Genomic DNA, 20,874 nt, shown 5'->3' on the forward strand with positions numbered 1-20,874 from the left:
ATTTCTCATTTACATCTCCAACTCTCCAAAAAGAATAATAATATTTTAACATGTAAGATCCACCTAAAAACTCCTCCAATAATCCAAGAAAGGGAGCAATACTTATTCCATTCTTGCGCCTTTTTCTGGAATACTTATGCAATCGATATTATTCAAAAAGTCGTTCATCCTTATCACTTAATTTAATACGAAAAAGCAGAAAGGGAACAAATATAAGACTTAAATACCCTAGTGTAAATAATTTTTGTGTTCCAATCGAAATGTATTGTCTATGACCACAATTAGGACAATTCTTCCCATTCTTTGAAAATCCGAGCGACAAAATCTCTTTAACTTTCCACTTGTAATTACAGTTAGTACAACGTGCCATAAAATCCCCCTCCTATTTTTCTTTGAAGAAGTATTTCACAAACTGGCCCTTATATGCTATGCGATTGTGGCGCTAACCCTTATTAGGGAAAAGCGCCCTACAATGGCAATTTGGACGCTGTACTTTATTCCGCAAGTGCGCCCGCTTTTTGAATAATTTCTTATGGTTCGCTAATTCCTACTGCTCCGAGTAAAAGAAAATAAGCAAATACTAACACTGCGCTATTCAACAGAATTCCTATTATAACAAACCACATTTTTTTAGATATTATAGCAAAAATAATTCCAAGCATAGAAAGTATTGTAAACACGATTATTACCGAAATAAAATTTATATCAGGACCTCTTACTATAAAGAAAAAAATGATATTTATTAACACAGTTAATATTGACAACACGCCCAATATATTCTTTGCTTTTTTCTTATGCAAAATTACAACCCCCCTTTAGATCAAGAACCTTGTTCAACAATCTGGCCCGTTAATTGAACAGTTCATATGCCATTCATTTATTTCATTATTTTCCTATAATAGGATTATTTCAAATACGACTAATAAATGCAATTGCCTTTTTGAGATAATTTTTCTATATTTAGCAAATTAATAATCCTTTAGACCTCTTTCACCACGTTTCCATGTTTATCAAAGAAATAAAAAAGCTGCGACATGTCATGGTGTTTGTTTTGTAATTCCTGATCTGTCGTTATACGTATTTTTGTCGTTTCCGCATAGTTGCTGCAGAACGCCACATGTTTCCATGATTCGGTTACCATGATGACACGCTGAGGAACTGCATGCTGCTTCCACTTCAAAAACAGCTGTATATCCTTTGTGTCTTCTCGGATGACATAAACATAGAATACCTTTCCCTTAAATTGTATCGCCCCAACAAACGGATGTGCGGCTGGAACCACTTGCGCTTCCGGGAAGAAAGCATATAATTCAAAGAACATCAGCATTTGTAATACATCTTTGGTCTGAAATCGCACCCAATCATTCGGTTCATATTGCGGAAAACTCGTGATTTTGGCTCCTGCCTTTCCGAGTGTATAAATCGGTATCGGTTGTTTGCCTTTTCGCAACTCATGCCGTACCAGTTTCTGTTCCCGCACCATGTTTCTTAAACGCTTTTTGCCTAAGTTGAATAATCGGAAGAGTTGTTCTCCCCCGATTATGCCAACCTTGGCTATGGCATCCAATGCAGCACATTCTTTCGGTGATTCATCATTGATATAATTTGGTTCTTTCAGATTGGATGGCAATCGAGTCCAATGCAGGTGCCAATCATGCTGGATAGAGTATGGGCTGACCATGTTGAGCCTCCTTACAATACATACGTGATACGTGTGCGAATTTGTTCTTTTTCCACATCAACGTTATCCACTCGCACCAGCACCTGATCATCCTTCTGGACATTTTGAAACTTCAAATGGCTGGACAGAGAATCAACACCCGGCTCCAAACGAACAAAGACACCGTATTCCCGTACACCGGAAACGGTACCAACATACTCCCCATTTTTCTGATAGCGTTTCACACAGTCCGGCCACGGGTTCTGCAACAGAGCTTTGGCGCTAACGTCTACGTGCTGTTGTTCTTCGTCGATGGCCATTACCTTAACTTTGATGGCCTGACCTTCCTGAAATTCGTCATGTAAATTATCAATCCAGCCATAGCGAATGTCATCAATCGGGATAACCACATGAATACCACCGATATCTGTTAAAAGATATCCTTCATCTACATGACGGATGACCGCCGGTGTCACATCCCCTACTTGCAGTTTCCGAAGGGTAATGGCCGCAAGTTTCTCCCGTGCCTGCGTACGTGACGCTGTAAACAGTTCATTGTCCTGATCGTAATTCAACACCATAAAAGCAACGTTTTGTCCTGTCATGGAGCGCAATTGGCGCAGATTCTGCGCGCCTGTATACTCCAGTGGAATTAAACCGCGAATGGATCCCACCCTTACGACGGCACACGGGTGTTTTTCTTCCCCTGGTTGTCCGATTTTTTCAATTCCGGCAATAGGTGCATACAAGATTTTGCTGTTTTGATAGGCCGCGTAGATCTCTTTCCAGTTCTCCAGCGTATGATCCTGTTCCTGTTCTACCATTTTCGATGGATCAAATCCCTCAATCATCACGTTGTCGTTAAATTCGTCTGTCATTATGAATCGCTCCTTTTCCAATTGTTTTAAATGTAGCGCCATTTGGCTTGCTTACCAGCTGCTTTGATACCTCGTTAATAATTGCTCGATAATTTCTATCGCTGTTTGCAGTGCCTGTTCTTTTGTTTCAAATAATGCCCGTGGCCATGTTACCCCCGCTTCTGCCAATTGGTTATGGCCGGCACTTGTGAACGAGCGCAAAGCTTCAGGAAGATACACCCAATGCTGATGGCTCGGCTCAATCGTACAAGCAAAATAGTACTGTTCCCCCGGAACGTTATACAATGCTATGGTTGCGGCCCTCACCCCCTTAAAGCGAAAATGATACGTTTCTTCCTGATACAACAGGCTTCCTTCTGCATGTTGATACGGATAAGTGTCCATGTCGTTCTGCTCCTTTCTCTTGTTAAATGCATATAAAAACACCCTTTTCCTGTGAAAAGCGTGTTAATCCCAAAAGCCATCATCTGCGGCCTGCCCAATGGGCTGGTTCGGTTTGGCCGACGTATTCTTTTGTTCGGTTTCCTGTTCCTGTACTGGCGGTTCGACTATTGGCTCTGGTTCTTGTTGTAACTGCGAAACGTCTTGGTCAACGAGACCGGACGATAAATGGTTTTCGTCTAGCGCGTTTTGTGAGGCATCATCGGAAACCGTTTTTTGTTCGTGGGGCACTGAGCACCTATGTTTGTCGTTATCTTCCACCGGTTCAGGCCGATTAGGTGTTGACTCTGCTTGTTTCTGTTTTACATTAGCAAGACGTTGGAACGGCCTTTTCAGTCCAGCCCCCGTTTTTTCTTCCGCCTGATTAACGACTTGTCGCAGTTTCGCTTTTAACCCATGATCTTCCCATTCCCGTTTTTCCTTCCAATCTGATGGCACAAGATTGCCTCTTGCCAGAGCCGGTTTCTGCATCGCCGCTTCATACATAACTTTATGGATAAAGCTATACTTCGGTAAGTTGTCCATAATATCCGTGGGATCAAAACGGTATTCTTCCGATTCTGTATCTCGATAAGAGTCCGGGAAGACCGTCGGCATTATCACGTGATGCTTATATGTTGATTGACGCATCATGATTTTATCTTTTCCGAACTCATCGGCAAATTCCTGAGCATCCTGAAAACCAACACCATTAAAGCATAGTTTATTCCGACAGTTCGTCATAATCGCTTGTTTCATGGCACGGGGGCTGATGTCGCCTGCTTCCACTTCCATTGGCCCAATGACTGGGAGGCAAGAATGCCTGAAACCTTATAGGACGCTGCAAGCGACAGAAAAATCTCCACTTGCGGATTGATATAGCGTTTATACTCATCAATGAACATGAAATGCGGACTACGGGTGTCTTCCGTTCCTGGACGGCGGAATGTGCCGTTTTGCAAATGCATAATGAGAAATTGTCCAAACGCATCACCTGCTTTTTTGAGTGTACCCAGTGCTGTATTGACAATGAGCACCCCATCATTAGCAAAGTGTGCGTCCACATCCACGTCGCTCTTACCTGTCATGATGTTTTTAAGCAACTCATTACTCGTGATGTTTTCCAATTGTGCCCGCAGCCCAATAACAAACTGCCTGTACTTTTCTGCCATACTGCCTAACAGCTCATTGTCAATGGAGTGTATTAAATCGGTTTCCCCTTGTTGCATACGCAGTTCATTGGTTCGCTGTTGTAATAAGGTAAAGTCCCTTAATGTCTCCAGTACTTCCATTAAGTCGGTATCATCCCCCTTCAATTCTTTTAATAAGCGTGTTACGTTACGTGCGGCCAGTTCCTGCACGTTGGCAAAGAAAGCATCCTGTTTGCCGAACAACCCCCGTAATACAATAACCGTTCCTTCCACCACATCCTCCACATTCCCTTCCATGGGATTAAATTTCTGCGTATGAGGACTGGTGGGATCAACATAAATATAGGGGATAGCCATTTCATCGCAGAAATCCTTTACTTTTTCCGCAAATTCGCCTTTGGGTTCCACCACGGATAAACCTAGATTTTTTCCTTGTTTCTTTTGCAGTAATAATTGATAAATCATCGGCTCCAGGACAGAGGCCGTTTTACCGGAACGTGTTGCACCAACCACCAGCATGTGCGTGAACATGTCTTTGCCTTTCCATACGATTGGCAGGTTATCCTGTTCAATGGAGTGTCCCAATACCGTCACCAGTTCATCGCTGTTTTTACGCTTGGACTGCTTAAAGTGTTTTTTATAGGTTTTATAGCCTTTCTCGGGGTTTTCGGTAATACGTTGATTGCCACGCTTTTGCCGGTAAGCCTTTTCGGCCCGTATATACATGATATTGGCGTATATGCCTGCCATTCCAAAAAAGACGATGGCCAATCGCATCATAAAGGCTTTGGAAACCATCTGCTCCCATTGCCAATACTGATAAGCCAGACTTCCTAAAGCCATGACAAGCCATAATGTCATGGTAAGCATCAGTAACCGGCTTGCTTTTGGATTGTGCATCTTTTTCCACCATTTCCAAGCGTAGAAAAGAATAACAAGAATGCCCCCTATTCCGAGTGGGAACAAGGGGGCTGGTATAAAGGTCGTCTGGAACATAAGGATAACGCCGGTAACTGCCATACAAAAAACAATGCCGGCATAGAGCATTAAAATGATAGTATCACCTCTTTTAGAGTTATATAAAAACGCCTGGCAGAAAGTTGCTTTCCACCAAGCGTTAGGTCATCTTTTCTATTTTGCTAGCTCTTTAAATTGCTTAATCAAATCTCTCACTATTGTTATTTCTGCCCTATGACGTAATTGACGGACACGTTCCTGTTTTATGTTGTGAGGTATACCCGCTTCTTTTAGGGTCATTCTTGGTTTTGTTAAGCCGTATAAATCGTCTAAAAGCTGTCGCTCCCGCTCCTTTAAAATATGCTTTTCATCTTTATCTCATTGTTCATTTATTTAGAAAATCCTGATCAATCGGTAAAAACTCCACATGGTGAATGTGTTTGAGCAACCGTTCATGTATGGGGCGCAAGCCCGCGTGTGTCAGTATCAGCACCTTTCGTCCATTACGCATATAACGGTCTTTACGATAGGCTAATACATGGTTGATTTTCACAATATCGGTGTCCAGTAAGTTGATGAAATATTTTTCCTCTCCGTTGTGCTGGACCATATGATGAAAGCCTTTAGGGTGATTGCTTTCCTTTACTGCTGGTTTAAATGTCAGGTTCTCATTTTGCTCTACATACTGATGCAAGCTAGCCTGGTCATCTGCGAATAATGGTACATAGCTTTTGCCGAATCCCAGTGGGAATACTTTCAAGCTGTTGCACTGCAGCATAGCCCGGCTGTCCATGAGACGGTCAATCACCCGAATAAAGCTATCCTGTCCTTTAGCGAATAGAGCATAGTTCTCGAAATAACGTTCGCCGGCTTGGGTGCGTTCGTCGGTACGGTGCATTTCCATTTCTCGTGCCGTTTTGGCCAGGTTTTTGGCAGATATGCCGTGCAAGAACGTGTAGACGACATGTGCCGCTCCGTTTGGACTTGTGACGATACCCTGTACATTGTCGGCACGGTTTAAGTTGAAGGTTCGTTTCACATGCCGGCTGTCATGAATCGTCCATCCTGCCTGTTGTAATCGCAGAAAGATGTCATTGGTTGTGAGCAGGTACGGGACGTGATACGTACGGACACGTAAGTCGTCGGCCCGACGCTCAACAGGATAGCCCTGCTTTCGCAAGCAGGCTATGCCAGTCTCGCTGATGCGGTGGTGATTGCCCTGTCTGGCCTGTTTGGCATTGTAGCCTTTGGTTGGCTTGCTGATGATGTAGCCGGTGTTGCGCAGAATGCTTATTTTCTTATAAGCATAGCGCCACGTTAGGTTATGGTGCTGTTGTATCTGCTGGGTGCTGAGTATGCGATAGTCGTATAAGGTTTTGAGTATGTTTACATCCAACGGTTGCAGTCGTTTGATGACCTGTTTTTTGGTTGGTTTAGCCAATTTATCACCTGCCTTTGTTGTTCGTGGACCAGGGCTGTTTTGTCTCCCCAGTTCTCCAGTCCTTCCGAAATGCCTCAACAAAACTATTCTCCCTTTGATTGAATAAGTCTGTTCGTTCTGCTGTACCGCAAATTGGCTCCAAACAAGGAGTCTAGTATTTTCAATTAGGTAGAATTTCCAATTTTCATTTGGGTAGAATATCAGGAGGTGTTCGAACTCGATTATGTCCTACCCATTTATAACGTGCTCTGGACAGGTAGAATATTAATGCAACTACCAAAAAATATTGTCTCTGTCCTCTATGGCAATTGCTTGCTCCTCTTCTTTAGATTTTTCAATGTAGTAGTCTAGATTACTGACTTCTGGTATGTGTTTTAAATCGTTATGGTGCTCCTGCAAATACGCCAAGAAAGAAACTAGGTTTTGTTCTTCCACCAGATAGGCTTGAATATGATTCTTATTGTCCGGATGCCCCTGTTGGAAAAGAGATAACTCTTTCCAACTATCATCTGCAATCAACCGCGTGTAACGAATGGCATCAATAATGCATTTGCTGTTGCTGTTATCCAAGTCCCGACGAATATTATCCCTGAAATAATGCAGGAGAATAAGCGTCGATTTGCCAAACTGCGCGTTTATGCTGGCATAGTTATAGGCTTGAAATGTAACCTGCTGATAATAGCTTTGAATCGCTCCAAAGTAACTTCGGTCATTATCCGTGTTCAAAGGCAACATCCCTGCATACGAGAATTGAAAAACCGGATATCCATCAATAACCAAAGGCTTGCTTGCAGCTAGTGGATTCTCGGGAAAACACCCGGTATCCATTTGATCATTATTCAATTCGACTAATCGCTCCAGCGTTTCTTCTTTTAACATTTCCAAACTCTTCAGGACATTTATATAATGTGTCTGTAGCATGTTTGTTCTCCTTTCTATTGGTCTGACGTTGTATACCCTGTATATTCAGGCGTGCATTCCAGCCAACGTCGGACATATTATTTTTGATTCTTATTCGAAAAGTCGATTGTCTGACACTATTTGTTGAAACACCTGCCTTAACAAGGGATAAGCCTACATAATAACGTCAGACAAGCAACATGGAAGCTGTCTGACGTATTATGATGAAATATTGGTTTAATCGTGCATATAAGCCTTTTATTACGTCTGACAGGTTTATCTGTCATTCATTCTCTAAAAACGTGTTTACATATGGCATGGGATCCACCGTCTTATATGTGCCATCGTCCTTTTTCTGATGCACTTCAAAATGAAGATGGGCACCTGTTGAATTCCCGGTTGTACCAATTTGTCCAATAATTTGTCCTGCTCTTACTTTTGTTCCTGCTGAGACACCCGTTTTCATCATGTGCGCATAATATGTTTGCAACCCATTGCCATGTTGAATGATGACTAAATTACCAAAGCCACCGTTGTTAAACTGCGAATAGACAACTTTCCCTTCAGCAAAAGCCGTGATAGGTTTACCGCGATCTTGCCCATCCGCAATATCAATACCTGCATGGAAACTTCTTTCTCCCTCTATGATACGATACCCATAGGATGATGTTAGGTTTTTCGTATCCGGAGCTATCCATGCCTTATCACCCTTCAGTTCCACGTTTGCTTCCTCTTTAGATACAAAGCCAGCATTATAAAGATTATAAAAATGCATGACATCCTCTACATACCAATCAGCATGATTATAAGCACGTATAGCTTTTTGTAGATTACCGGATTTCCCTATATAAGGTTCCAAATGATTGGCTGCTGCAAAAATAGCGTCTTTTTCTTCCCATGGACTTGCCACCCCATTACCATTGGCATCTACACCAAATCCTCCGTATTTATCAATCTGTTCCGGATCTGTTCTGATATCTTTAGGAATTTCTGCGTCACCTAACCCTTTACAAAAAGGATAGTCCCAACCCAACCAACTACATGGCATGAATTGGAGATGCCCTTCCGCTCCGACTGGTGATACCATATCAACGGAGGAAAATACGGTTTCGACACGATGGATGGCCGCAAGTAGCAACCATGGCACATCGTATTTCTCCCCTGCTTTCTTATACATAGGGATAAACTGTTCCGGTATTTCTTTTTCAGCTATTTTTGAAGGTGTCCCTGCATTCTGGTCATGTTTCTCTTCAAAACCTATATCACCAAAAAAGACGCCTAAAAATAATACCCCCACAAACAAAACAATACAAAAGAGCATGATTAAGACAACAACAAGGCCAATACTTAGTTTAAGAATTCCTCTCATAACTACCAGTAATCCTTAATGATCTAAGACATTCAACATATAATTGCTGACCTGGAATGTTTTTTCTGTCTGTTTCATTTTAAGGGTGTATTCGACTATTTCCCTTTTTGTTTTATTAGCCTTGCTATTGTAAACATCACCTGCGATTCGGACTTTCCAAACAAAATAATCTTCGCTTGGTTCATAAGGCTCATAAACCTCTGCGGAGACTATCTTCTTTTTGTATGTGGCTGCCGTTGGTTTAGGTGTATTTACACTGAGTTTTTCATACATCTTATCTGTCATAAATCGGCGAGCATCTTTAATGTGCTGCATCGGATCATCGCCGTTAAAGGCATAATAATTTGTTGCAAATTGTTTAGCTGCCTTTTTAGATTGCTTTATTTGTTCATCGGTAAAATGCTCACGATAAAAACCTTCCGGCTCTTTTAATGCATCTGGATCCGGTGTTATTATCTCCTTCTGCTCATGGTTTTCTTGTATAGTATTTGGTTCCTTTGTGTTCTCTTCCGCTGAGCTATTTTGCTTTTTATAATCATGTGTCCGTTTCTCGGCTTGGGCAGACACATCACCGTTTTTTGATTTATCTTTTGTCGCATCCTGCATCATGGTGTTACCAATAACGATAGAAATGAAAAACAGCGTAATGATAATACCCATTACGCTGTAAATAATCATATTTTTTGTTTTGTCATCCATAACCGCGTGAACCTCCTGTTTCATTCTAATTCTGCGTAATCATTAACATCCGTTTGTTGTTCATTTTCCACCGGAGGAATGTGTTCTTCCAGTGAAGCCAAATTCGCTAAATCATCCTGTTTGGACATTTGCGTATTAACCGGCTCACCATGTTGCTGCGTTTCTGGTGTTGAGTGATCGATTGTTTTTGGACTATCTTTATCAAACAGCGTATCTTTAGCTCCTAAATTACCTCCCGTTGTCGTACCACCAAATGATTCATTTGATTGATTAACATTTAGTTGGTCACTATTCATGACAGATGTATTGGACTGGCTTGTACTCGATGATAACGACTCCGATACCCCCTCGTTCATGTTCTTTGTTTGGTCATGCGCCTTATTAGTTTCTAGTGATGCTTCACTTTGGTTCTTTTCTGGTTTCTCTTCCGTTACTGGGGAAATGGTACCGCCTTCCTTGATCGGGGCATTTTCACTTCTATTGGTATTCAAACTTGGCATTGAATCATTTTGGTCATTGTCCTGGTTGTCAGTTCCCGTTTCACCACTAGTATTGGGAGTATCTAATTTATCAACCGTTGCATTGGCGTTCACATTTTTCCTTGATGGTTTTTCATGTGTTGCCAGTTTATCTAATCCCGTTATAGCTTCAGAATCATCCTCTCTTTCCAGTGAACTTAATTGCTTAGAGCGTTTCGCCTGCATACCACTTTTAGCCACATCGCCAACACTGCCTTCACCTGTGGCCATTTTTCCAACGGAACTTCCTATATTCGCACCAGCTAATGCTCCTGTTCCACCTGTAGCAACCCCCCCAATGGCTGCACCGTAAGTTGTTGCTAATCCCTGCGTTCTTTTCTTCAGTGGATTGCTGAAATCACCCACGCCTTCTCGTATTTCTTGGACACCTTGAGATCCAGCTGCAAAGATATTTTTAATACGTTTGCGTAGAAAGAATAACAGCATGAATAAAACGAAGTGAATTAAGGCTGCGGCTATATATCCCATAAACGGATTACCAGATTGAGTTGCCGTAAAATCAGCCTGATATAGTAATTCAGAAATCGCAAATATGATCAGTGCTGAAAATGCCACCACAATTTTTAATACCAATGGCAATCCTAGTTCAATAAAGTACCGTTTAACCACATTAAATTGGCCGGGCATGGCTCCAAATAAAAGAGCAAATGGAGCAAATATAGCGATTAACATAAACCAGAATTGAAACAGCAACAAAGCCAATGCTAAAAAGTATACTGGAAGCGATGTGATTCCGTTTATCGCTAAATACAGTGGTGTGAAAGATAACCGTTTGCTTATGTTGTCATATAATAAATAGTTATTACCTTTATTAATCTCATTAGATATTGCTTTGTAACGTGATTCTGAATTTGGTTCATTTTTAAGGATCTTGTTAATACGATTAATTGCTTCCTCTTTACTAATGTTGTTTCCTATATTGTTTAAATTTGTTTCTCCGTACATCATGTATAAATATGGACGGTCCACAAACAACGTCCAGAGGTTATCTTTCATTTCTCGTTTCAGACTTTCTTCATTGAGATTGGTTGGTGCAGCATTTTCAACTTTTTGAGAGCCGTTCTGGTTTTGTTTATTAAAATCACTCGCTAGTATCAACGAACTGGCTTGAGTAGTAACCTGATTCAGCCCAGATAAAAACGTGGAGTAGTTGGTAAACAACAATAATGCTATGGTTAATGCTAAGACTGTTTGTAAAATGGTTCCAAAAGATGAAAACATCGATCGCTTCCAAACCATTAGAAATATAGCATAAATTACTGTGAACACAGCTACGAACTTTGCTAGGTTTCCAAATATACCATTTGATGAAAAGTTACCAATGCCAGTAACACCGGTGATTTGCTGCATGATACTGTCCAGTTTATCAATAATTAAATTGATAAAGTTAAAATTGTATGCAAAATCCAAGGAAGAAATCATGAAATTGGTCATTAGGATGTTCATATCAAAAGCAACATTGACAAGATAGTTGAAAAACTCATTCATTTTCTGTCCTGCTTTATCTTTCACGTCTAGGAACCAGAATTTATCTGTTACTTTATCTGCAAAACTTTTTTCTTCATTAAAATCATCCGGCACCGCATCTAAGTGATAATAAGACTTACCATTATCTTTTAAAGCTCCTAATTGCTCTTGACTACTCTCATTTTTATCTTCTGCATAAACAGTCTGCGTAGTTCCCATTGCAATATTTAAAATGAGAAAAACTAAAATTAACTTAGTTATGCGTTTCCAATATTTATTCATATTTATCCATAAAAAATAATCCCTATAATAAGGGATTATTTCAAGGCAGAGCCTCCTCTCAAAATTAGATTGTTAATTCTTATCTTCAAATCCATATTCACCTTCACTAGATTTGTTATACTTTTTATACTCATGTAAAATAGTCCCAGAATTTTTGCTCCTAACCTCTTCTGGTATACTCTCTTTAAAAGCTTTTACCTTCCATTCCCCATTCTCATTCTGTTTAAGGCTAATGAAATTAGAATCACCTTTTTCAAAATCATAGTTTCTCCATGGCTTAACATAATAAACAATCTCTTTTGATTCTTTGCTATAGGTGTAATCATACCTTCTAATTTCATATTCGTCATGAAGCTTTTCAAATTCTTTAAATTGATCAGGATATTCTTTCTTGTATCTTTCATATTGCTCAGATTTGATTAAATCACTTGCATAAATTTCACTGCCATTATCCTTAACGATTTTGGTATTATAACTTCCAAATGCAGTTTTTCCTTCAAGCTTCTTTTTACCTTTAGGCGAAAGCATGTCATATGCAACAGGAATATTTAATTCAAAACCAGCCTTGTAAAACTTTTTGGCTATTTTATCCGTTTCTTCAAATACCTTTTCACGCTCTGACTTTTCCTCGCTTTCGGTATCACCTTTTTCATCATCCGGGCTGGCTTCTTTATCAGATGAACAAGCAGCCACAAATAAGAACATACCTATCATCAGTAACATAAATAGTGTTTTCTTTTGCATCAGACCTACTCCTTTACTTAGTAAATGACCGGTTTCTTAAGACGTTTGCATCAACTCTCTTTGTTTTTCTTCCTCCGTTGCGGTAGATGAATCAAACGCATCTAATAAATCTCGGAACACCGGATTAATATGAATAACCGCTGAACGTCCAAAGATATCCTGAAACAGGGCATCACCACGTCCAAGGTTTTTTAGTACATCAATATTTTCCTGCGTCTGTGGCAGGTTTAGATAATTTAACATCTCCTGGGCTTCTTCTGTTTTCCGTAACCCAAAACTGAATTTCATGCCCATGTTTGCCACGTCCTGTCCGTGATCCGAGGCATTTTGTGAACCTTTTATAAGCGTTGTATTATAGAAGCGTCCCATACGCACAATGAAATCCATCAGCTCGGAGCCGACAGCACTTTGTTCAATGGAGCTAGCTTCATCCTGTAAAATAAACTTATGTCTCATACGGTCTTGATTAAACATGTACTGTTTCGTGAAAGCTGTAAGCGAAATCATAATTGCCTCAGATATTTTATGTTGAGGCCGCATTTTTTTCGTTGTTTTACTTGGCAAATTGAGATTCTGTACCATTAGTACTTGAATGGGGACATCAGGATGCAGTACTTTATATTGCTGTCCCACTTCCCCAAAAAGTAACTTAGCAAGCTGATTACGACGCAATGTTTCTAACATGCCTTTTAATTTATCAACAGCGTTAAAACGGGAAGGATTCAGGTTTGCTTGGTTATAAATATTTTGCAAATACGTTATGACCGCCCCTATGCAAGGGTCCTCCTGTTTCGCTACATGTTCTATTGCTTCACTTAAAATGGTGTAGGCATCATCTTCAATATCCACATTTGTAAGATGTGTCAAAATATCCATGCAGATATCTTTACCTTCTTCCAAATCAGTACTTGTTCGGAAAGGATCCAACGAACCAGCATCCTTTGCGTCTTTTCCCATTTGCCAGACAGAAATATACTCTTCAGGAATATAAGGAAGTCCTTTTGACCAATTTTTACGGTCACCCTTTGGATCAATAATTAACCCCTGAGAACCAGTCATGGCAGCCAAATAAATAAATAGATTCATAAACAAGGACTTTCCTTTACCGGTCATCCCAGCTACCATGACCGAAATCGAGTCAAACACATTATTGACATTTTCATACGCTTTGGCCGCAAGGTCCGGTTTAATAAAAACAGGCTTTTGAAATTGACGTGTATAGCCGATGTAGAAGCCACGGTTATCCCCGATATTCGTTGTAGCACCAAACATCATACCTGCCAAAACCGTTGGAGATACGTACATAGGAAGATCGTTATTAAATTGTTTCGATCCCGGTATGGTTTCCATTAGTAAATTAAGTTGTTCACCATATGGCGAAACAATACTCACCCCAAATCGGGATAATTCGTCGGTTAATTGCTCAACCCGTGTTTGCAATGTCCGTTTGTCTCTGGCAATGACTTTAAATACAAAGGAACAATTATATCCCGGCTGCCCTGTCTGCTTAAAGTAGTTTTCCATTTGCACAGCACCCTGTTCCGATTCAACGACACTTTGATCGATGCTGTCTTGCCCTTTGGCAGCTTCTTTTCTTTGATCTTTGTATTCTAATCGTGCATTACTCAATTTCTTTTGCACTAACCGATTGGGCTGATGATGTGCCCGTATGGAAATAGTAACCGGAAAAGGCATTCGAGACTGCACATGGTAAAGCCATTCAAAGCCAGGGTGACTACTGACGTCATTCATATCATTACAGACTAAATACTGCGTATACAGCTCCTCAATGTCATTATTTCGTATTTTACTTAGCAGCAATGTTTTAGGGCCAATCTCATCAATATTCGCATTTTGCAGATCAACAAACGCATTTTCTTTTGGACGGACAGCTTCATGATGGATATTATTGGAATCTACACCCTTAACTTTATCACCCGATGCAAACGCTTGTCGATATGACACATCCTGATTCGTAGGAGAAACAGAATAGGTTTTCTCTGCCAAATAAATAAGTTCTCCTGTTGTGGCTGATTTTACCATAGATGAAAAACCGTTAGCCATATTTGTTATTAAACCTTCTGCCTGTTTCTGATACGCCTCTATCACTTCCAAAGGAATATCATAAGGATTTAACCCGACTGCCCGATAGACTGGTGAACGCAGACCCTCTAAAAAGTTCTTAAACTGATAAATTAGTGTGTTTCCCGTATTTGGCGATACATATCTATTTTTGGAAGGGTCTAATTGAACACCCAGGTAATGGATGTATTCACCTGACTCATTCTGAGAACGTTGTTTGTTTAAATGCTGATTGACTTGTTCCATAAAATGCTTTCCATTCTCTTTCAATGAATAATCCAATCGCTGCATTTCTTCTAAGGTTTGATTCACCACACCACTAATATTTTTAGGTGTCGGGTCAATGACAAAGTGCAGGTCATGCCCATTATTCGATAAATAACTTAACTGTTGCTGAAAAGGTTTTACTTTATCATCAAAATCCAAAAAATCGTAACTGAATCCTTCAATCCGATAATAGGCCCATACGGTATTATCGTGTGCAAAAACCAGATTATTTTCAATATGCCTAATGGGAAATTCTAATATATTTGTTAGCATGCAATAACTCCTTTCTTAGTCACTTAAAGGTGACAAACCCTTTGTAACGATGTTTTGTTGGTTTAAAACGATGTTTCTTAACACCATAGGTATAATAACTATGGAAAATATGCGTTCGTTCTTTGGGTATTTTTCGTCCATGTACGTATGTTTTTCGGCCTATCTGCCGCACATGATAGAGCAAAAAGGAACGGAAAAAATATATCGGGGACCGCCCTTCTGTTCCGACATCTGTTAATAACCAGGCCATCGTAATAGGTAACAGAATCAGAATGCCATCGGGGATCCACCGAATGAATTGACCTAAAACCGGAGTTACCAACCAAATAATTTCTCCTATGCTAAATGCAAGCAAATAAAGCAGTCCTTTAAAAGGAATAGGTCTGCCCAATTTCAGGCCAAACAGCTGATAAATTTTACGATCAAATTTTAAAAAGTTATTTAATACATACAATGGGATGCGCTTATTTTGTTCATCTTTCATATAACGCTCCTTTGACTGAATAAGGAACAGCACTGACAGAATGCTGCTCCTTCATTAGACTTAGATATTGTCATTAAGGTCCAATTTTAAGTTTTTTGCTAAACCATTCAGATAACCTCAAAATAAGGTCCGGGTTCAGCACAAAGATGCCAATAATGGAACCGGCTATGAGAACGCCTACTGCGAACAACCATGCACGCTTAAAAACAGCCACCATTAACAAAACAATGATGATAAAAAACAGCACATACTGTATTTCTTCGGTAAACCAATTAAACAAAGGTTGGAAACTCATCCATACATCACCCACTTTCCCATTGTTTTATTCGGACCCTAGTTCCTCAATTGTTTGATCGGCTTTCAGATTTGACACAACGTAATGGTCTTGCTTCTTGGAAACAACTAACCTGTATACAGTATCAAATTGAATGCTTGTCTTCGGGTCCTCCATCGTTACATCAGCAATTACAATAAACTGCGATTGTTTTCTCCCTTCGTATACATCAGCGCTTTTTACTTCCTTGAAAGTCAGCTCACCCTGCAATCCATTTTGATGCTTTTCATCTGTCAAAATGTAGCTCAATCGATCTTCTGAGTCTTTGGCATAACTGGCAAAGAACGTGTCTAAAAAGTGTTTAACATTGGTTACTTGTTCACCGGTTTTCACCGACGTTAAATCCTCCCGATAGTTATTAGCATCTTCGGTTACCGTCGTTGTTTCATCCACATTTGTAATAAATGGTAAATCGTAAACGCCATAAGATGCTCCGTTATACGTAATGGGGACAGCAAAAAACTTCGTTAGCTTTTTGGTTTTCGTTTTTGTCTTATCCTTCTTTTTTTGCTTTTTCAAGGGCACTTTCCGGCTCATTTCTGTCGTTGTTTCAAAAATAATATGCGCTTTGTTTTCTGTTATATTTTCTACTGTTTGTAGCCTGACACGTTGAATAGATGCATCCCATTTTAAGCCGTCCTTAACCAGTCCTGCTTGCCTATCAAGTCCTTCAGCTAAAAAGCTGGAAAGCCGTTTTTCACGGACTTTCCAGCTATCACGTTTCCAGGTGAAATAATTCTTTGCAAAGTCTTTAGCAAATTGAATAGCTTCCGGCTTTGTTGCAGGATTGATTGTTAGATCCGGCCGGGTTTGTTCCTCTTCAGCAGAGTTCGTGTTTGACGTTATGTTCACTGCCACCACTAAAAACATGAAGGAAAATACTATCCAAAATGTAAGAGCGCCAAGCCTACGCATAAGATAGCTTTTGGGACGCTTTGGTTTCTCTTTTTTGGGCTTTGCACTAAAAAATACTTTCATGTTTTCCATAAAACGTTTTACTGCCTTGATATTTTCTTTATTCTTTTTCTTCTTTTGAATGTTTTTCAACTATTTAACCTCCCTCCTGTTCTGTTTTTATTCATTTTATATTTTCCTGCTGGAACCAAATACGATAAAAATGGCAATAATGATAAGAAACGTCGTTACAGCCCCGTAACGAACAAGAGCCATATCGTATAAACGAACAATGGCCTTTTTAAACTCTTGCCATAGAGGTTGAATAGCCGGAAACTCTTCCAAAATGATACTTCCGACAACTAAGAATAAAAATATACCTAACAGCAGACCAAGAAAAAAACGAATCATTGTTTCACCTCCCTCCCATGACATCACTTAAATTGAAAGATAAAATTTTGACACATTCCCCCTTTCAAGGCATAAAAAATACCCTGCAAATGCTGCAGAGCACGTCTCTCATCTATTTTTCTTACAGTCTATGTTTGCTTTTATTGACCCTCTTTGTTTCAGAGATCATCGACATTCGTTTAATCACTTTCCTGAAAACCAAACGACGTAAGAAAAGCATTGGCTGTTTCATACATAGTTTGTTCATTCGCTTCATTGGAATGCGTTTCCTGACTAGTTGTTTTCGGTTCGTTACTATTATCCAACTTCCGCAGCATCTCTTGCTGGTTGTCTTTTAGGATTTCTATATCCTTCCTAAGTGAATCAATCATCTTTTGTTGTTCTAATCCTTGTTGAGGCCCATTTACTGCAATACTTAACAACTTGCGTATACCTTCACTGCGCTGATTAGCAGGTAGTTGTTCCAAATAGTCATAAATGGCTTGATCATCACTGGTTAAACGGAAACTATACCGTTTTTTCCAATTCGTCGGCATACACTAACCCATCTTTTTGTCCTGCTTTTGATTGGTGATGGATCGTCCGAGCCGCAGGTAACCGATGGTATTGGCAAACTGACTTGCCGTTATGCGTTTTAAACGATAATCAAAATGGGGCTGGGCAAATGATTCAAACAACTCACCACCGCCTCCTGCCAGAAAAATAGCGTCGAACAGATCGCTTTCTTCTGCCCATACGCTTTTGAGTCGGTCGGCAATATTGGTTGCTATTGATTCCTTGCTTTTATAAATGGCTTCCGCAAAATCGATGCGTTTCCCTTTGTACGTTAAAAACTCGTTATTTAAAATTCGACTGATATGAAACTCATTTAAATCAGCGCCTCCTGATTGAGCCTTAAACACTTGCCGAATGTCTCGGTGCAAATTAATAACACCTTCATCTACCGTCCCCGATAGCTTAGCATGCGGTACGAAAGACCCGTTTTTTTGCATTTCGACCACAACAAAATCGGTTGTTCGGAAACCAATATCCACTAAGGCAAGTAAATTTCCCTGCCCCATTAAATGCGGAAATGTATATTTTCCTTCATGGTTTAAGAGAGCTGCAAAAATGGCGGATGCGCCCTGCGGAAAAACCATCGCCTGATCAATATTCAAGCGTTTTTCCTGCCCTTTAAACGGACCGGTTTCCCACGTCATAATCGGTTGCATTCCTAAGATTGCCTGCCTAAATTCCTTTGCCTGTGACTGATAAAAATCCAGTGGCAGCCCGGTTGAAACCTGTACATGTTCATCATCTGTAACCAGCTGAACAGCTACATTTAATAATACCTGCGTATAAACATGAGTAAATCGTTCCTGTTCAAATATACGGGAAACAGAACGTGATTCATTGGCCAAGTCACCGACAAAGTAATCTTCTTCTTTAAAATAAACATGCATATTTTTTAGATTATTCGGTTCCTCCCCCATGACACTGGTAAGATTTCGATGATAGCCTTTCCCTACTAATGATGGAAACACAACGTGTTTTCCAGAAGACGACATAGCTTTTACATATCCATAACCCAAATCAACTGCGACATGCTCCATAATTTTCTCTCCTTTTCAAAAGCTTATTTTTAATCGTCAGGTCTTCTCCGCCCTTTTTATCGATACATTTCTGTAAAATAGAAGTCAGTCAAATCAGACTCTCCTTAATTGCCATTTTAAGCCTATATGGTCGTAATCATTTCTTTTCCTAAATAAACCAGTAACAGCAGTGCTGTGCAACGATCTATAAGAAAAAACGTCCTTTGTGTAACGTTCAGCCCAATTTCTTTGGGGGCTGGATAGAAACATTGCACCTTTCCGGTAAGCATATCGCCTATTATATGTGCTATCACCCCAAAACCTGCTGATAGCCATACCCACTCACGTGTAAATGGATACAATACCAGGACGACTGCTACGACAAATAATAGCGAATGTGTCGCGGTGCGATGACCAAACATTTTATTAATCAGAAGCGATAGCGGGAATACCATTTTCCCAAACTTCGATTTAGGCTCATCCAAATCTGAAATAACAGCAGCTATCCCACCTACCACAGCTGCCCGCCAGTCTCCTGTAACAACATAACCTGCAGCTAACCCAGACAACAGATGTGTCCTCCACTCCATAATCATTCCTCATTCTATTTACTTATTAGGCATAACAACTTCTCCAACGCCTAACTGTCCAACCCAGCTGCAGTGGAAACATATATAAAAAGCAGGGTCATTGGACATCTTGCCTAACAATAAGTATGTTTTACTATGACATTTCGGACATGGTGTAACTTGCGACATTTGAATTGTATAAGCCGATTTGAAATGGTTCATGGTACCTCTCTCCTTCTCCATAGTTATCTTCCAAAAATCTTTGTATGGCTTTCTCTGTTCCGACTTGTAAATTTAATCCATTTTTATCCTGCGTATACCATAAGACATTCTCTAATTCTATTAAACTAATACGCATCTTGATTATCTTACCTCCCGAAAAAGTCCATATTTGGCTGAATGCTGTTATAGAAATGCCAGCAGCATCCGGGTTGTATTTTGGGTTCAGCCCATCCTGTGCTACCAAATACTTTTAACATCATTTATTCAAAGCGTTAATCCTGCTTTTATTTTTCGCACGACCATGACACCCGTCTGAGCAAGAGCACATCATTTATCATGACAGCTGTATAGAGAAGAGTGAGAAAGGAAATCTCGACCCTGTTTGCCGTCATTACTGTCATAACAACGATGACAGGAATTTTAGGGTGTGGTTTTTTGACCACACATGTGTGGCTTTTTTGCCACACCCCCAAGGTGAAGATGTTGGAAATGTCAAGGTGTGATTTGATACCACAGCTTGACTGTATAACGTCGTTTAACCCCCGTCATACCAAGATTCGAGGGTGTGGCTTTATATCACACTCATTCATGTCGCTTGAATTGCAAATACGTTTTACGCCGATATAATCGACCGAATTCATGCCCATTCTTCAACCATAGTTTCCAGGCTAGATACACTTTTTTGCGTTCTAATATATCAAATTCCATCACCAATCTGGCCAATGTAGCATTAATACGGTTGCGATCTCCTGCATAAATGATTTCCGGATTCATAAATAGTGGACGTTGGGATACACTTCGTTTATGCACTTTTATCTCCTGCGCATTTACAAATTCAAATAGCATTCCTTTAGCAAGAAGTCGGGATACCGTCTTACTTGTAGCCGTGCGTTCTCGATTTAAATAGCGTGCTATCTCCGATATACTCATAAATTCATTGGTTTCTCGGTTAATAATGGCATTGGAATGAAATTGCACTAGTGGCATGAGAGACAGCAATAATCCTAATTCGCTATTCGTTAGATGTTTACTCTGGATGACGATATCCAAATTTTCCTGTATTGCCTGACAAAAAAGGGCTTTGTTTTTCTGCTTTAATTTATAAATTCCATAACCTTGCTGATTAGCTTTTGTTTCCTGCTGCGTTACCTCGCTTAAATCAACCTCTTGTTGCAGGCTGGATGACCGTGCTTTACCTTCTGCCTCGCTGAGGGATTGTCTCAAATTCTCTTTCATGATCGTTTTCCTTCCGAAATAAGC

24 protein-coding genes are annotated in these 20,874 nt (G+C 40.1%); all 24 read right to left on the bottom strand.

The features are described 5' to 3' along the window. Positions 1 to 148 precede the first annotated feature (148 nt). A complete protein-coding gene (locus tag FFL34_RS00985; RefSeq protein WP_068441527.1) occupies positions 149 to 370 on the bottom strand; it encodes a TIGR04104 family putative zinc finger protein in 222 nt (73 codons plus the stop codon). 160 nt (positions 371 to 530) lie between these two features. Then, positions 531 to 800 (bottom strand): hypothetical protein, encoded by a 270-nt coding sequence (locus FFL34_RS00990; RefSeq protein ID WP_411712019.1) that lies wholly within the window; start codon positions 798 to 800, stop codon positions 531 to 533. Between the two features lie 179 nt (positions 801 to 979). Then, positions 980 to 1,681 carry a hypothetical protein gene (locus FFL34_RS00995; RefSeq protein WP_138600542.1) on the bottom strand — a complete coding sequence of 234 codons (702 nt, stop codon included), beginning with the start codon at positions 1,679 to 1,681 and terminating at the stop codon, positions 980 to 982. An 11-nt stretch (positions 1,682 to 1,692) separates the two neighbouring features. Further along, positions 1,693 to 2,538, bottom strand: a complete 846-nt coding sequence (locus FFL34_RS01000; protein WP_234031387.1) for a S1 RNA-binding domain-containing protein — start codon at positions 2,536 to 2,538, stop codon at positions 1,693 to 1,695. A 51-nt stretch (positions 2,539 to 2,589) separates the two neighbouring features. Further along, the gene (locus FFL34_RS01005; protein WP_138600546.1) at positions 2,590 to 2,922 is read right to left on the bottom strand and encodes a hypothetical protein; all 333 of its coding nucleotides are present in this window, start codon (positions 2,920 to 2,922) and stop codon (positions 2,590 to 2,592) included. 63 nt (positions 2,923 to 2,985) lie between these two features. Beyond that, positions 2,986 to 3,747, bottom strand: a complete 762-nt coding sequence (locus tag FFL34_RS01010) for a type IV secretory system conjugative DNA transfer family protein (RefSeq protein WP_138600548.1) — start codon at positions 3,745 to 3,747, stop codon at positions 2,986 to 2,988. Beyond that, positions 3,714 to 5,009 carry a type IV secretory system conjugative DNA transfer family protein gene (locus tag FFL34_RS01015; protein ID WP_171046232.1) on the bottom strand — a complete coding sequence of 432 codons (1,296 nt, stop codon included), beginning with the start codon at positions 5,007 to 5,009 and terminating at the stop codon, positions 3,714 to 3,716. The genes FFL34_RS01010 and FFL34_RS01015 overlap by 34 nt, the downstream gene beginning before the upstream one ends. Before the next feature lie 231 nt (positions 5,010 to 5,240). Then, positions 5,241 to 5,426: a sigma factor-like helix-turn-helix DNA-binding protein gene (locus FFL34_RS18980; RefSeq protein WP_138604629.1), complete on the bottom strand. Its 186-nt coding sequence runs from the start codon at positions 5,424 to 5,426 to the stop codon at positions 5,241 to 5,243. 25 nt (positions 5,427 to 5,451) lie between these two features. Then, the gene (locus FFL34_RS01025) at positions 5,452 to 6,588 is read right to left on the bottom strand and encodes a replication-relaxation family protein (RefSeq protein WP_171046233.1); all 1,137 of its coding nucleotides are present in this window, start codon (positions 6,586 to 6,588) and stop codon (positions 5,452 to 5,454) included. A gap of 192 nt (positions 6,589 to 6,780) precedes the next feature. Continuing rightward, a complete protein-coding gene (locus FFL34_RS01030; RefSeq protein WP_138600554.1) occupies positions 6,781 to 7,428 on the bottom strand; it encodes a RusA family crossover junction endodeoxyribonuclease in 648 nt (215 codons plus the stop codon). Between the two features lie 262 nt (positions 7,429 to 7,690). Beyond that, positions 7,691 to 8,776 carry a peptidoglycan DD-metalloendopeptidase family protein gene (locus FFL34_RS01035; RefSeq protein WP_138600556.1) on the bottom strand — a complete coding sequence of 362 codons (1,086 nt, stop codon included), beginning with the start codon at positions 8,774 to 8,776 and terminating at the stop codon, positions 7,691 to 7,693. A 15-nt stretch (positions 8,777 to 8,791) separates the two neighbouring features. Next, complete coding sequence (locus FFL34_RS01040; protein WP_138600558.1) at positions 8,792 to 9,475, bottom strand: hypothetical protein; 684 nt, start codon at positions 9,473 to 9,475, stop codon at positions 8,792 to 8,794. A 20-nt stretch (positions 9,476 to 9,495) separates the two neighbouring features. Further along, complete coding sequence (locus FFL34_RS01045) at positions 9,496 to 11,763, bottom strand: CD3337/EF1877 family mobilome membrane protein (RefSeq protein ID WP_138600560.1); 2,268 nt, start codon at positions 11,761 to 11,763, stop codon at positions 9,496 to 9,498. A gap of 72 nt (positions 11,764 to 11,835) precedes the next feature. Then, entirely contained in the window at positions 11,836 to 12,507 is a 672-nt protein-coding gene (locus FFL34_RS01050) for a hypothetical protein (protein WP_138600562.1), read from the bottom strand. Positions 12,508 to 12,543: 36 nt separating this feature from the next. Continuing rightward, positions 12,544 to 15,129: an ATP-binding protein gene (locus FFL34_RS01055; protein WP_138600564.1), complete on the bottom strand. Its 2,586-nt coding sequence runs from the start codon at positions 15,127 to 15,129 to the stop codon at positions 12,544 to 12,546. Between the two features lie 19 nt (positions 15,130 to 15,148). Beyond that, entirely contained in the window at positions 15,149 to 15,613 is a 465-nt protein-coding gene (locus FFL34_RS01060) for a TcpE family conjugal transfer membrane protein (protein ID WP_138600566.1), read from the bottom strand. A 73-nt stretch (positions 15,614 to 15,686) separates the two neighbouring features. Next, entirely contained in the window at positions 15,687 to 15,908 is a 222-nt protein-coding gene (locus tag FFL34_RS01065) for a TcpD family membrane protein (RefSeq protein WP_138600568.1), read from the bottom strand. Positions 15,909 to 15,935: 27 nt separating this feature from the next. Then, positions 15,936 to 16,994, bottom strand: a complete 1,059-nt coding sequence (locus tag FFL34_RS01070) for a conjugal transfer protein (protein WP_138600570.1) — start codon at positions 16,992 to 16,994, stop codon at positions 15,936 to 15,938. 36 nt (positions 16,995 to 17,030) lie between these two features. After that, a complete protein-coding gene (locus FFL34_RS01075; protein ID WP_138600572.1) occupies positions 17,031 to 17,252 on the bottom strand; it encodes a hypothetical protein in 222 nt (73 codons plus the stop codon). Between the two features lie 179 nt (positions 17,253 to 17,431). Beyond that, positions 17,432 to 17,788 (bottom strand): hypothetical protein, encoded by a 357-nt coding sequence (locus tag FFL34_RS01080; RefSeq protein WP_138600574.1) that lies wholly within the window; start codon positions 17,786 to 17,788, stop codon positions 17,432 to 17,434. Between the two features lie 3 nt (positions 17,789 to 17,791). Continuing rightward, positions 17,792 to 18,844: a ParM/StbA family protein gene (locus FFL34_RS01085; protein WP_138600576.1), complete on the bottom strand. Its 1,053-nt coding sequence runs from the start codon at positions 18,842 to 18,844 to the stop codon at positions 17,792 to 17,794. Between the two features lie 122 nt (positions 18,845 to 18,966). Further along, the gene (locus FFL34_RS01090; RefSeq protein ID WP_171046234.1) at positions 18,967 to 19,413 is read right to left on the bottom strand and encodes a metal-dependent hydrolase; all 447 of its coding nucleotides are present in this window, start codon (positions 19,411 to 19,413) and stop codon (positions 18,967 to 18,969) included. 133 nt (positions 19,414 to 19,546) lie between these two features. Further along, positions 19,547 to 19,858 carry a hypothetical protein gene (locus tag FFL34_RS01095; protein ID WP_138600579.1) on the bottom strand — a complete coding sequence of 104 codons (312 nt, stop codon included), beginning with the start codon at positions 19,856 to 19,858 and terminating at the stop codon, positions 19,547 to 19,549. 338 nt (positions 19,859 to 20,196) lie between these two features. Next, entirely contained in the window at positions 20,197 to 20,850 is a 654-nt protein-coding gene (locus FFL34_RS01100; protein ID WP_138600581.1) for a MarR family transcriptional regulator, read from the bottom strand. Positions 20,851 to 20,874: the final 24 nt, after the last annotated feature.

This window comes from Lentibacillus cibarius (genome assembly GCF_005887555.1).
Lineage (GTDB): Bacteria > Bacillota > Bacilli > Bacillales > Amphibacillaceae > Lentibacillus > Lentibacillus cibarius.